11 protein-coding genes and 2 pseudogenes are annotated in these 13,028 nt (G+C 74.1%); 5 read left to right on the plus strand and 8 right to left on the minus strand.

Annotated features, from left to right (window positions below; translation table 11 throughout):
* Positions 1-20: 20 nt before the first annotated feature.
* The 3 genes from U5640_RS03935 to U5640_RS03945 all read right to left on the minus strand — a co-directional run bounded on the left by U5640_RS03935 (position 21) and on the right by U5640_RS03945 (position 3,334).
* Positions 21-884: a DNA-formamidopyrimidine glycosylase family protein gene (locus U5640_RS03935; protein ID WP_340374400.1), complete on the minus strand. Its 864-nt coding sequence runs from the start codon at positions 882-884 to the stop codon at positions 21-23.
* 22 nt (positions 885-906) lie between these two features.
* Positions 907-2,994, minus strand: a complete 2,088-nt coding sequence (locus U5640_RS03940) for a SpoIIE family protein phosphatase (protein WP_340374401.1) — start codon at positions 2,992-2,994, stop codon at positions 907-909.
* Positions 2,995-3,055: 61 nt separating this feature from the next.
* Positions 3,056-3,334 carry a hypothetical protein gene (locus U5640_RS03945; RefSeq protein WP_340374402.1) on the minus strand — a complete coding sequence of 93 codons (279 nt, stop codon included), beginning with the start codon at positions 3,332-3,334 and terminating at the stop codon, positions 3,056-3,058.
* A 128-nt stretch (positions 3,335-3,462) separates the two neighbouring features.
* Between U5640_RS03945 and U5640_RS03950 the strand changes: the two genes are divergently transcribed.
* Positions 3,463-4,884 carry a lipase maturation factor family protein gene (locus U5640_RS03950; RefSeq protein WP_340384920.1) on the plus strand — a complete coding sequence of 474 codons (1,422 nt, stop codon included), beginning with the start codon at positions 3,463-3,465 and terminating at the stop codon, positions 4,882-4,884.
* A 49-nt stretch (positions 4,885-4,933) separates the two neighbouring features.
* On the opposite strand, the pseudogene U5640_RS03955 reads toward U5640_RS03950, so the two are convergent.
* The 3 genes and pseudogenes from U5640_RS03955 to U5640_RS03965 form a co-directional block, all read right to left on the minus strand.
* Positions 4,934-5,423 (minus strand): annotated as a pseudogene (locus U5640_RS03955) (amidohydrolase); the annotation flags it as partial.
* Positions 5,424-5,496: 73 nt separating this feature from the next.
* Positions 5,497-6,465 carry an aldo/keto reductase gene (locus tag U5640_RS03960; protein ID WP_340374403.1) on the minus strand — a complete coding sequence of 323 codons (969 nt, stop codon included), beginning with the start codon at positions 6,463-6,465 and terminating at the stop codon, positions 5,497-5,499.
* Complete coding sequence (locus tag U5640_RS03965) at positions 6,462-7,220, minus strand: SDR family oxidoreductase (RefSeq protein ID WP_340374404.1); 759 nt, start codon at positions 7,218-7,220, stop codon at positions 6,462-6,464. The genes U5640_RS03960 and U5640_RS03965 overlap by 4 nt, the downstream gene beginning before the upstream one ends.
* Positions 7,221-7,432: 212 nt before the next feature.
* Here U5640_RS03965 and U5640_RS03970 point away from each other — a divergent pair, with 212 nt between their 5' ends.
* Positions 7,433-8,149, plus strand: coding sequence for a FadR/GntR family transcriptional regulator (locus tag U5640_RS03970; protein ID WP_340374405.1), 717 nt, complete (start codon positions 7,433-7,435; stop codon positions 8,147-8,149).
* 88 nt (positions 8,150-8,237) lie between these two features.
* Entirely contained in the window at positions 8,238-9,587 is a 1,350-nt protein-coding gene (locus U5640_RS03975) for an amidase family protein (RefSeq protein ID WP_340374406.1), read from the plus strand.
* A 27-nt stretch (positions 9,588-9,614) separates the two neighbouring features.
* On the opposite strand, the gene U5640_RS03980 is transcribed toward U5640_RS03975, so the two are convergent.
* Positions 9,615-9,788: a hypothetical protein gene (locus U5640_RS03980; RefSeq protein WP_107103433.1), complete on the minus strand. Its 174-nt coding sequence runs from the start codon at positions 9,786-9,788 to the stop codon at positions 9,615-9,617.
* Positions 9,789-10,243: 455 nt separating this feature from the next.
* Between U5640_RS03980 and U5640_RS03985 the strand changes: the two genes are divergently transcribed.
* Positions 10,244-10,687, plus strand: a complete 444-nt coding sequence (locus U5640_RS03985) for an inositol oxygenase family protein (RefSeq protein ID WP_067254374.1) — start codon at positions 10,244-10,246, stop codon at positions 10,685-10,687.
* 25 nt (positions 10,688-10,712) lie between these two features.
* Positions 10,713-11,471, plus strand: coding sequence for an SDR family oxidoreductase (locus U5640_RS03990; protein ID WP_340374407.1), 759 nt, complete (start codon positions 10,713-10,715; stop codon positions 11,469-11,471).
* Positions 11,472-11,523: 52 nt separating this feature from the next.
* On the opposite strand, the pseudogene U5640_RS03995 reads toward U5640_RS03990, so the two are convergent.
* Positions 11,524-13,018 (minus strand): annotated as a pseudogene (locus U5640_RS03995) (SDR family NAD(P)-dependent oxidoreductase).
* Positions 13,019-13,028 lie beyond the last annotated feature (10 nt).

A 13,028-nucleotide genomic window follows, 5' to 3' on the forward strand; every position in this document is an offset into this window, starting at 1 on the left:
GGCGGCGGCGCCGCCCGGGGTCACTTCAGCAGCCGTGACATCCGCCGGTCCGCGAGCGGCTTGCCGCCCGTCTGGCAGGTGGGGCAGTACTGGAGCGAGGAGTCGCTGAAGGAGACCTCGCGGATGGTGTCGCCGCACACCGGACAGGCCTCCCCCGTACGGCCGTGCACCCGCAGTCCGCTCTTCTTCTCGGCCTTCAGCCGGCCGGCGGCCAGCCCCCGTGACCGCTCGACCGCCTCGGTGAGGGTGGTGCGCAGGGCCTCGTACAGGGTGTGGGTCTCCGGCTCGGTCAGGGAGGCGGCGAGCTTGAACGGGGACATCCGCGCCGCGTGCAGGATCTCGTCGCTGTACGCGTTGCCGACGCCCGCGAGGAGGCTCTGGTCGCGCAGTGCGCCCTTGAGCTGCCGGCGTTCCCCCGAGAGGAGCCCGGCGAGGCGGGGTTCGTCGAAGTCGGCGGCGAGCGGGTCGGGGCCCAGCCGGGCGACCCCGGGGACCTGCTGCGGGTCGGGGACGACGTACACCGCGAGCCGCTTCTGTGTGCCGGCCTCGGTGAGGTCGAAGCCCTCGCCCGTCTCCAGGGCGACCCGCAGGGCGAGGGGGCCCTTTCCGGGCTTGGGCGGGCCGTCGGGGAGGCGGTCCCTCCAGTGCAGCCAGCCGGCCCGGGCGAGATGGGTGACGAGATGCAGGCCGCCGTCCGTCTCCAGGCCGAGGAACTTGCCGTACCGGTGCACGGCGGTGACCTCGTGCCCCTCGACGGCGGTGACGGGAGGGTCGTACGTCTTCAGGACGCTGACGGCGGCCGGCAGGGCGCGCACGATCTCATGGCCGACGACGTGCTCCGTCAGGAAGTCCTTCAGCGCTTCGACCTCGGGAAGTTCCGGCATGGGTCCAGGGTGCCACGGGAGGTCAGTCGCGCTCGCGCACGGCGAACTCGCACCACACGCACTTGCCGCCGCCGCGCGCCTCCACGCCCCACACGTCGGCGAGCAGGTCGACCAGGAGCAGCCCGCGTCCGGAGACCCCGTTCTCGCCGGCCTCGCGGCGGCGCGGCAGGGCGCTGGAGGAGTCCTCCACCTCGACGCGCAGCCGCCGGTCGCCGCCGGTGAGGACCCGCAGGGTGAGGATCGCGGCGCCCTCGGTGTGCATGAGGGCGTTGGTGATCAGTTCGTCGGCGACGAGTTCGATCTCGTCGGCGCGGTCCCCGGCGCCCCAGGCGCGCACGGCGGCCCGGATCATGTGCCGGGCCGCGGTGAGGGCCTCGGGGTCGCCGGGGGCGACGTGCTGCTGGAGCCGTCCGCCGGTCTGCGGGGTGTCGAGGCCGCGCCGGCGCAGCAGGAGCAGGGCCACGTCGTCGTCCCCGTCGCGCTCCTCGGCGACGTCGATCAACCGGTCGGCGAGGCCGCGTACGTCGTCGGGGCCGGCGGCGACGAGGGCGGCGAGGCCGCGCATGCCGTCGTCGAGGTCGGCGCCGGGCTGTTCGACCAGTCCGTCGGTGGCGAGCAGCAGGATGTGGCCGGGGTCGAGCTCGATGGTGCCGACGGGGTACTCCAGGCCGCCGAACTCGGCGGACAGCCCGAGCGGCAGGCCGCCGGGGACGTGGACGCGCCGGCAGGTGCCGTCGGCGGCGCGCAGCAGGGGGTCGATGTGGCCGGCCCGCACCAGTTGGACGACGCCGGTGGACAGGTCGGCCTCGGCGTACAGGCAGGTGGCGAAGCGTTCGGTGTCGAGTTCGTGCAGGAAGACGGAGGCGCGGGCCATCACGGTGGCCGGGGGGTGGCCCTCGGCGGCGTAGGCCTTCAGGACGATGCGGAGCTGGCCCATGACGGCGGCGGCGTGGGTGTCGTGGCCCTGGACGTCGCCGATGACGGCGCCGACCCGGCCTCCGGGCAGCGGGATCAGGTCGTACCAGTCGCCGCCGATGTCGCGGCCGAGGGTGCCGCCGATGGTGGCGGCGCGGTAGCGGACGGCGACGTCGGCGCCGTGCACGCTGGGGATGGTGCGCGGCAGCATGGCCTGCTGGAGGCCCTGGGCGATGTCCTTCTCCTGCTCGTAGAACATCGCGCGCTGGAGGCTCTGGGCGATGCTGCTGCCGAGGGCCACGAGGATGTTGCGCTCCTCCTGGGTGAAGCCCTCGCGGTTGCTGTAGAGCAGGCCCATGGCGCCGATCGGGCGGGCCTGGACGATCAGCGGGAGATAGGCGGCCGAGGTGATCCTGAGGTCGGTGATGTGCGGCCACAGCACGGGGTAGCCGGCCGCGAACTCGTCCGCCGACTCGATGAAGCGGGGGGTGAGGGTGCGCACGACCTCGCTCATCGGGTACGGCTCGTCGATCCGGGTGACCAGGGTGCCGGGGACGAAGCTGCCCTCGGGGCCCTCGGCGACCAGCCGGATCCGCCCGGCCTCGACCAGGCCCATGACGAGGCTGGTGGCGCCGAGGTGGGTGAGGCCCTGGGTGTCCTTGAGGACGTCGATGACGTCCTGCACGGTCCGGGCGTGGGCGAGGGCCGCGGTGGTGAGCTGGACGACGTTGGTCTGCTCGCGGCGGGCGTCGTCGAGGGCGGCCGCCTCGTCGCGGGCGGCGAGGTCGCTCAGTTCGTCGGTGGCGTCGCGGACGATGCCGACGATGCGGCGGGGCCGGCCGGTGCCGTCGCGGCGGATGTAGCCCTGGGTGTGGGTCCAGCGCAGGCTGCCGTCGCGCAGCCGCAGGCGGAAGTAGGCGCCGTAGTTCTCGCTGCCGTCCTTGATGGCCTGGGAGACCAGCTCGTCCAGCCGGATGGCCTCGTTCGGCGGTACCCGGACCGCGAGGGTGGCGGGGTCGCCGTCGTACTCGTCGGGCCGCAGGTCGAAGATCTCGTGGGCCCGGGCGTCCATGTGGAACAGCCCCGAGTCCAGGTCCCAGTCGAAGCTGCCCATGCCGTTGAGCGCCAGGATCGGATCCGGGTGGGCGGGCCAGTCGCCCGGGAGTGACAGGGCGCTCGCTCCCCGATGAACCATGGGGCCACCTTGCCAGGATTCGTCCGATTCTTCGACTTCTGCGTCGGGCCGGGCGGCCGGGTCAGTCCAGGGCGACGCCGTCGACCAGCTCGGTGGTGCCGGACTCGTCGGGCCCGTCCGGGACCAGCCCGCCGCCGTCGGGCAGGTCGGGGGTCTCGGGGACGGTCTCGGGCCCGACGCCCTCGGCGTCGGGGAGGCCCCGCTCCTCCGCGGCGGGCCGGACGGCGCCCGCGTCCGGCGGTGTGCCGTTCCCCTCCGCCTCCCCCGCACCGACGCGGCCGGTGACGAGGAGCACGGCCGAGAGCGCACAGACGGCGGCGGTCGCCACGGGTACTCGCACGGCGGACCTCCCACGGAGTGCGGACATTTCGCCCACTATTGTCTGCTTCACCCGCGCGGGTCACGCAAACGGAGAGCATGGGGACGCACCGTCACGACGGTCGCGACGAGACGAAGGAGCGCAGGGCCGTGGACTGGTTCACCGCACCCGACTACTGGCTGAGCCGGCTGGTGTTCCAGCGGGCGCTGGCCGGTGTGTACCTGGTGGCGTTCCTGACGGCGGCCCTGCAGTTCCGTGCGCTGCTGGGTGAGCGCGGGATGCTGCCGGTTCCCCGTTACGTCGAGCGGGTGCCGTTCCGGGCGGCACCCAGTGTGTTCCAGTGGCGGTACTCCGACCGGCTGTTCGCGGGCTGCGCCTGGACGGGGTGCGCGGTGGCTGCGGCGCTGCTGGCGGGGCTGGACGCCCTGGTGCCGCTGTGGGCGGGGATGCTGCTGTGGCTGGTGCCGTGGGCGCTGTACCTGTCGATCGTGAACGTCGGCCAGACCTGGTACTCCTTCGGCTGGGAGTCGCTGCTGCTGGAGACGGGGTTCCTCGCGGTGTTCCTGGGCAACGACCGGGTGGACCCGCCGGTCGTGGTGCTCTTCCTGGTGCGCTGGCTGCTGTTCCGGGTGGAGTTCGGGGCGGGGCTGATCAAAATGCGGGGCGACGCCTGCTGGCGGAAGCTCACCTGCCTCTACCACCACCACGAGACCCAGCCGATGCCCGGCCCGCTGAGCTGGTTCTTCCACCATCTGCCGAGGCCCCTGCACCGGGTGGAGGCGGCCGCCAACCACGTCACCCAACTCGTGGTGCCCTTCCTGCTGTTCGCGCCGCAGCCGGTGGCCACCGCGGCCGCGGCGCTGATGATCCTGACCCAGCTGTGGCTGATCCTGTCGGGGAACTTCGCCTGGCTGAACTGGATCACGGTGGTGCTGGCGGTGCCCGCGCTGGCCCTGCCCACGGACCACCGGCGGCTCGCCGGCCCGCCGGTCTGGTACGAGGTCGTGGTGCTCCTCGCGGCGGCGCTGGTCGTCCTCCTGAGCTACCACCCGGTGGTCAACATGCTCTCCCGCCGCCAGGTGATGAACCGCTCCTTCGATCCGCTGCACCTGGTGAACACCTACGGCGCGTTCGGCAGCGTGAGCCGGATCCGCTACGAGGTGGTGGTCGAGGGCACCCGGGACGAGGTACCGCGGGAGGACTCCGACTGGCGGGAGTACGAGTTCCGGGGCAAGCCGGGCGATCCCCGGCACTGGCCGCGCCAGTTCGCGCCCGGCCATCTGCGCCTGGACTGGCTGATGTGGTTCGCGGCGCTCTCCCCCGCCTACGCCGGACCCTGGTTCGGCGCGCTGGTGGAACGGCTGCTGGCGGAGGACCGCGACACGCTGAGGCTGCTGCGCCGCTCGCCGTTCCCGCCCGGCGAGCCGCCGCGGTACGTCCGCGCCCGTCTCTTCCGCTACCGGTACACCACCTGGCGGGAACTGCGCGAGACGGGCGCGTGCTGGGACCGCACCTACGTGCGGGAGTACCTGCCACCGACCCGGCTGACGACGGCGGCTCAGAGGCCGTAGACGCGGGTCCGCGGTGCGCTCGAAGAGCGGTTCGCGTCGGCGGGGCCCACCAGGTGAGCTGCGGCAGGGCGGCGGCGGCCGCGGTGCGGGCGGGGAGCCGGTGCGGGAGGACGACCAGGTCGTGGACCAGGCCCGCCGCCACGGCGGCCGGCCCCCGCCGGACGTCCGGGCGCAGCAGCCGGATCGGGGTCGGGTTCGCCCTGGACCTGGTGGCGGATCGCCTGCGGACCGGCCGCCGGGCAGGTCGCGCAGCCGGGCGCGTGCGGCGGCGGTGTCCGGCCGGGTGAGGTCGGTCCGGCCGACGACGCCCGTGATCAGCGGTGGGTGGCGACGAGCGCGAGGAACTCGGGGGTCTCCTCGGCGACGGTGACGGTGACGGTGACGGTCCGGACGAGGACCGTGCGCTCCACCCCGGCCGCGCGGGCGGCGGGTTCCAGGTCGGCGAGGGTGAGGTCGCGGCGGAGCGGGCTGCCCGCCGCGATCCGGTCCTGGTCCCGTACGGACAGGTCCCGGACGTGGTGGTGGGCGTCCACGGTCACGGCAGCTGCCGCACGGCGGACGGGCCCGCGTCGGTGCCCCGGCCGACGTGGTCGGTGTGCGGGGCGGCGGCCCTCATGACGGCTCGTCGGCGTGGAGCAGTCCGGTGTCCCGCAGCTCCTGCCAGAAGGCCTCGGGGACGGGGGCGGCGAACTGCTCGGCGCAGTCCTCGGCCTCCGCCGCCGAGCGGGCGCCGACCAGGACGCTCGCGACCGCGGGATGGGCGGCGCAGAAGGCCAGGGCGGCGGCGCGCAGCGTGATGCCGTGCCGGCCGGCCACCGCGTTCATCCGCAGCGCCCTGTCGAGCACCTCGGGCGGGGCGGGTGCGTAGTCGTAGGTGGCCGAGGGGCGGGGATCGGCGAGCAGCCCGGAGTTGAAGGCGCCGCCGATGACGACGGACACGCCCCGCTCCAGGGCCGCGGGCAGCAGCGCGGCGGCGGCGCGCTGGTCGAGCAGGGTGTGGCGGCCTGCGCAGAGCACCACGTCGACGTCGGTCTCGCGGACGAAGCGGGTGAGCATCCCGGTCTGGTTCATGCCCGCGCCGATGGCCCCGACCACGCCCTCGGAGCGCAGCCTCTCCAGGGCGGGGTAGCCCTCGCGGAAGGCCTGTTCGGCGTGGTCGTCGGGGTCGTGCAGATAGACGACGTCGACGCGGTCGAGGCCGAGGCGTTCGAGGGAGGCGTCCAGGGAGCGCCGTACGCCGTCGGCGCTGAAGTCCCAGACGCGGCGGTGGGTGGCGGGCACGGCGAAGCCGTCGGCGAGGTCGTCGCCCCCGGCCGCGGAGGGCTCCAGGAGGCGGCCCACCTTGGTGGAGACCGTGTACGCCGAGCGCGGGTGCTCGCGCAGGGCGGCGCCGAGGCGGCGTTCGGCGAGGCCGAGTCCGTAGTGCGGTGCGGTGTCGAAGTAGCGCACGCCGTGGCGCCAGGCGGCGGCGACGGTGTCGTGGGCCTGTTCCTCGGACACCTCGGTGTAGAGGTTGGCGAGGGGTGCGGTGCCGAGAGCCAGGCCGGTGACCTGGACGGGGCTGCGGCCGAGGGCGGTCACCGGGCCGCCTCCGGACGCAGGCGCAGGCCCTGCAGCCCGCCGTCCACGGCGAGCGCGGTGCCGGTGGTGGCGCCGGACAGGGGGCTCGCGAGGTAGGCGATGGCCCCGGCGACCTCGGCGGGGCTGACGAGGCGGCCGGTGGGCTGGCGGGCTTCCAGGGCGGCGCGTTCGGCGGCCGGGTCGTCGGCCGTGTCCAGCAGCCGGCCGACCCACGGGGTGTCGGCGGTGCCGGGGTTGACGCAGTTGACCCGGATGCCCTCGCGGACGTGGTCGGCGGCCATGGCGAGGGTGAGCGAGAGGACGGCCCCCTTGGCCGCGCTGTAGAGCGCCCGTCGGGGCAGGCCGGCGGTGGCGGCGATGGAGCAGGTGTTGACGATCGCGGCGTGCGGCGACCGCCGCAGGTGGGGCAGGGCGGCGCGGGTCACCCGGACCATGCCGATCACGTTGACGTCGAGGACGCGGTGCCATTCGGCGTCGTCGTTGTCCTCGACGGTGCCCTGGGCGCCGATGCCCGCGTTGTTGACCAGGACGTCCAGGCCGCCGAGGTCGGCGACGGCCGCCGCGACCGCCTCCCGGACGGCGGTGTCGTCGGCGAGGTCGGCGCGGTAGCCGAGGATCGGCCCGTCGACGCCGGCGGGGTCCCGGTCGAGGACGGCGACCCGGGCGCCGCGCTCGGCCAGCAGTGCGGCGGTGGCCCGGCCGATGCCGGACGCGCCGCCGGTCACCAGGGCCCTCAGTCCCGCGAAGTCGCTCACGCCTCGTTCTCCTTCCGTGCGGCGAGGCCGGGCGGACCGCCAGGTGCCGCCCGGACCGGGTGGCGTTCGTGCTCGGTACGCCAGCCGCATATTTATCAGACCACTTCCCGCCGCAACAGGCCCCGACCGGGTTCCATGGGCAGTGTTGGCCCCAAGTGGTCCGACCACATCCCTGACTAGACTGCGCGGCACCGGCGAGGAGGAGTGGGCACGTGGACGAGCCGCGGCAGGGAGGGAGCGCCGCCCCCAGGGGCACGGTGACGCAGCGCGCCATCGAGCGGATCAAGGCGATGATCGGCGAGGGACTGCTGGAGCCCGGCCAGCGGCTGCCGACCGAGCGCGATCTCGCGGCCCAGCTGGGCATCTCCCGCAGTTCGATGCGGGAGGCGATCCGGGCGCTGACGGTCCTCGGCGTACTGGAGGCGCGGCACGGTTCCGGGATCTACGTCACCCAGCTCCAGGCCGGTGATCTGCTCGAGACGTTCGGGGTGGTCGCCGATCTCTCGCGCGGGCCGCGTCTGGTGGAGCTGCTGGAGGTGCGGCGGGTCCTGGAGTCGACGGCGACCGCGCTGGCCGCCGCCCGGATCACGCCCGGTCAACTGGCCGTGGTGGAGGGTCACCTGACGGCGATGAACGCCACCGAGGACCCGGAGGAGATCCTCGCCCACGATCTCGCCTTCCACCGGGCGATCGCCGAGGCCGCGGGGAACGAGACGATGGCGGCGATCCTGGAGGGCCTGTCCTCGCACACCTTCCGGGCCCGGGTGTGGCGCGGCTACCGCGAGGAGGGCGCTTTCGACCGCACCCGGCGCGAGCACGCCGCGATCCACCGCGCCCTCGCCGCGCACGACCCCGAGGCGGCCCGCGCGGCGGCGGCCGCGCATGTCGGCGAGGTGGAGGAGTGGCTCCGGGCGCAGGTGGGTTCCTGACCGGATTCCCCGGCGGCCTCTCGACGCGGGCCGCTCGGCCGGGCATGGTTTCTCCTTACGTACTCACCAGTAGCACCAAGGAGTCGCCGTGACCACCTGGGTCGGCCGGACCGCCGTCGAGATCGCCGCCGCCGTGCGGGAGAAGCGGGTCACCCCGCGGGAGGTGGTGGCAGAGCACCTCGCCCGGATCGCCCGCCTGGACGACCGCGTCGGGGCGTTCCGGGTGGTGCGGTCCGAGGCCGCGCTCGCCGAGGCGGACGAGGTGGCGGCCCGCTCCGATCTGGCCGAACTGCCACTGGCCGGGGTGCCGGTGGCGGTCAAGGACAATCTGGCGGTGCGGGGCGAGTCGACCCGGGTCGGCTCGGCGGCGACCCGGGACACGCCGGCCGGCGCCGACCATGTGACGGTGGCCCGGCTGCGGGAGGCCGGTGCGGTGGTCGTGGGGCTGACGAACGTGCCGGAGCTGTGTGTCTTCGGCACCACCGAGGGCGTGCACGGCACGGCCCGCAACCCCTGGGACACCTCGCGCACGGCGGGCGGCTCCTCCGGCGGCAGCGCGGCGGCGGTGGCCGCGGGGATGGTGCCGATCGCGCTCGGCAACGACGGCATGGGCTCCCTGCGCATCCCCGCCGCGAACTGCGGTCTGGTGACCATCAAGCCGGGGCACGGGGTGGTGCCGGCGGGCATAGGCGACGGCGACTGGTTCGGGATGTCGGAGAACGGTCCGCTCGCCACGACGGTGGAGGACGCCCGGCTGATGCTGTCGGTCCTGGCGGACGACACGGGGGCCGTACGGCCGGAGGGCGAGCCCGGCGCGCTGCGGATCGCGGTGTCGGTGCGCAGCCCGCTGGCGGGGGTCACGGTGAGCGCCCCGTACGCGGACGCGGCGCGGGACGCCGCCGGGGTGCTGATGAAGGCGGGCCATCAGGTACGGCGGGCCGACCCGAGCTTTCCGCTGTCGCTGGGCGTGACGTCGCTGGCCCACTGGACGGCGGGCACGGCCGTGGACGCGGCCCCGCTGGACCCCCGGCTGCTGACCCGGCGCACCCGGGTGCACGCGGCCCTCGGCCGGCGCTTCCTGAACGGGGTGCGGGGCGGCTCGGCGCGGGAGGAGCTGCGACGGCGCCTGGAGCCGTTCTTCGAGGAGTACGACATCCTGCTCACGCCGGCGCTGGCGCGGCGTTCACCGAGGGCCCAGGAGTGGCACGAGCGGGGCTGGCTGCGCAATGTGCTGGTGAACACGAACTACTCGCCGCTCACACCGCCGTGGAACCTGACCGGGTGGCCCGCGATGGCGGTGCCGTTCGGCGCGCTGCCCTCGGGGGTGCCGGCCGCCGTCCAGCTGGTGGGGCGGCCGGGGTCCGAGGCGGAACTGCTCCGGGTCGCGGAGCAGTTGGAGGGGCTGCGTCCCTGGACGCGGACGGCGCCGCTCGACTGAGCGCGCGCCGTCGGGGCGCCGGGCGGCTCAGTCGACGCTGGGCAGGATGTGGTCCTCGGCGAGGTCGTCCTCGTAGCCGGCCAGGCGGATCGGGGCGGAGCGCGCCCACACGTCGAGGCTGCCGATCTCGCCGGGCCTGCGGCCGGCGCGCTCCGTGCGTTCCTTGGGGCGTTGCTCGCGATTCGTCTTCTCCGGTGTCACCGCGCACTCCTTATGTGTCGGGTCACCCTCGGGGCGTGCCGGCCAGTCTGCGGTCCGGCGCTTCACGCTCCCTCGGGTCGGGCTGGAGTCGGTGGCGACGCGGTGGTGCCGATGACTCCCAGGAGAGCTGGCCGTGGTGAACCGGCTTGTCCCGGACGGACGGTGGGTGGGGGTGGCACTCCGTCCTGCTGTCCGTCGATACAGACTAACCAAATGAGCGGGGTGCTGCTCGATAGCGCCGAAAATTTGAGGTAACCATGGCGTGTCACCTACGTCTCCACTGAGGTGAATTGAACACTTTTCGGTGGTTTCGCGCCGGTCGAGTTCACTCGTACGGCGGATAGAGGCCCGTTCGGGCGACGTCCGGCCGCGTCGTTCAGGTGCCGTTCGCCCCGTCGCAAGCACGTCATGATCTGCTGAGGTACCGAACGGCTGTCTCGCGGGAGGACTGACGCATGGAGCTGCGCAGCGTCGAGGAGCTGATGGACCTGCTGTACGCGTGCCGGGGCGTGCCCGAGTCCCCGGGCGGCCCGGCCCACGGGGTCGACCTGCACGACCACGCGCTGCAGACGGCGGCGCTGCTGCGCCGAAGTCGCCCCGCGGACAAGGAGCTCCAGCTGACCGGCCTGGTCCACCCCATCGGCCACCTCCTGCGCCCCGCCGACCCCACCGGCCGCGCCGAGCGCACGGCGGAGGCGGTACGCCCGCTGCTCGGCCCCCGCGTCGCCCGTCTGCTCCGGCTGCACCCCTGGCGCGGCGGCGACGACGACCTGGCCCGTCTCCACCAGGCCGACGAGGACGGCCGCTCCCCCGACGTCGACGCGGGGGTCCTGGAGGACTGGCGCACGGTCCTGGAGCTGATCGCCGCCCGCAACTCCCGTCTCGGGGCTGTCGATTGAGCGCAGGCCGTGAGACCGTACCCGGATGACCTCGTCGTACGGCTTGCACGGCAGGGCCGCCGTCGTCACGGGCGCCACCCGGGGCATCGGCCGGGCGGTGGCACGGGGACTGGCGGAGGCGGGCGCGCGGGTGTGCGTGAGCGCCCGCGACCCCGACGAGGTGCGGCAGACCGCCCGTGAGCTGGGCGGGGTGGGCCTGCCCGGGAGCGTCGCGGACCCCGGGCACCCCGAGGCGCTCACCGACCTGTGCCTGCGGGCCTTCGGCCGCCTGGACGTGCTGGTCAACAACGCGGCGACGAACCAGCCGTACGGCCCCCTCATGGACGCCGACCCGGCCCTGTGGCGCGAGGCCTTCACCGTCAACGTCGAGGCCCCGCTGCGCCTCGCGCAGTGCGCCTGGCACGGCTGGATGCGCGAGCACGGCGGAACCGTGATCAACATCTGCACGGAGGGCGCGGGCCACGTGGGCCCCGGCGTCGGCGCCTACGGCACCAGCAAGGCGGCCCTCCTCCACCTCACCCAGCAGCTCGCGGGCGAGCTCGGCCCGGCGGTCCGGGTCAACTCGGTCTCCCCCGGCCTCGTGCGGACCGAGATGGCACGGTTCGTGTGGGAGCCGAGGGAGGGCGCCGTCGCGGCGGGCCTCCCCCTCGGCCGGATCGGCGAGCCGGAGGACGTGGCCGGGGCGGTCCTGTGGCTGTGCTCGGACGAGGCCGGATGGATCACGGGCGCGGACCTGCTGGTGGACGGCGGCACCCGGGTGAGGGCGGCACGCGACGCACCCTGAGGGGCGCGGGGAGCCGTGCGAGCGGCCCCGGCACACCCGCACCCCGGCGCACCTACCACTTGCCCGGCGCGTAATCCTTCAGGAAGACCCCGTAGACATCCTCGCCGGCCTCGCCCCGCACCACCGGGTCGTACACCCGGGCCGCCCCGTCGACCAGGTCCAGCGGCGCGTGGAAGCCCTCCTCCGCGAGCCGCAGCTTGTCGAAGTGCGGCCGCTCGTCGGTGATCCACCCGGTGTCGACGGAGGTCATCAGGATCCCGTCGGTCTGGAACATCTCCTGCGCGCTGGTCCGGGTGACCATGTTCATCGCGGCCTTGGCGGCGTTGGTGTTCGGGTGCCCCGCGCCCTTGTAGCCCCGGCCGAAGACGCCCTCCATGGCGGAGACGTTCACGACGTACGAGCGCCCGCTGGCCGCCCGCCGGGCCGCCGCGGCCATCGCCGGCCGCAACGCGCTGATCAGGATGAACGGCGCGGTGTAGTTGCACAGCTGGGTCTCCAGCAGCTCCACCGGGGAGATCTGCTCGATGGTCTGCACCCAGGTGTTGGTCTCGACGACGTCGGGGACGAGCCCGCCCGCGTCGATGGCGGTGCCGTCGAGGTGCCGGGCGACGCTGGCGTTGCCCGCGACCAGGGCGAGGTCGGCGACCTTCTGCGCGTCCATGCCGCTGGTGCCGACGGGCAGCGCGGCCAGCCCGTCGACCGCGCCGGAGTTGAAGGCGCCGATGACGTGGTGGGCGGGCAGTTCACCGGCGGGCAGCGGGGCGCTCTCCCCGTCGACCAGCGCGGCGTAGGCGGTCGGCAGGCGCCGTACCGTCTGTGTGGCGTTGTTGATCAGGACGTCCAGCGGACCCGCCGCGGACACCTGCTCGGCGAGGGCCACGGCCTGCGCCGGGTCGCGCAGGTCGATGCCGACGACCTCCAGCCGGTCGATCCACTCGGCTGAGTCGTCCATGGCCTTGAAACGGCGGATGGCGTCCTTGGGGAAGCGCGTGGTGATCGTGGTGTGCGCGCCGTCGCGCAGCAGCCGGAGCGCGATGTACATGCCGATCTTGGCGCGGCCGCCGGTGAGCAGGGCCCGCTTGCCGGTGAGGTCGGCGCGGGCGTCGCGCTTGGCGCGGTTCAGCCGGGCGCAGTCCGGGACAGAGCTGGTGGTAGAAGTAGTCGACCTCGACGTACCGCGTCTTGCAGGTGTAGCAGGAGCGCGGGCGCTGGAGTATCCCGGCGATCCGGCCCGCCTCGGTGACCGAGGACGGCAGGATGCCCTCGGTCTCGTCGTCGATGCGCTGCGCGGAGCCGGTCGCGGTGGACTCGGTGACCGCCTTGTCGTGGGCGGTCTTGGCGGCCCGGCGCTCCTGGCGGCGGCGCTGCTTCACCGTGCGGTAGAGGCCGGCGGTGGCCCGGCGCACCGCGATCGCGTCCGGGTGGTCGACCTCCAGCTTGTCGAGTTCCTCGAGCACGCCGAGGCAGACGGCCAGCCGCTCGGGGTCGATGCCGGGGCCGTAGACCATCTCCTCGGTGGCGGCCGAGCCGTCCTCTGTCACCGTCATCGCGCTGCTG

Source organism: Streptomyces sp. SS7, assembly GCF_037993025.1.
Lineage (GTDB): Bacteria > Actinomycetota > Actinomycetes > Streptomycetales > Streptomycetaceae > Streptomyces.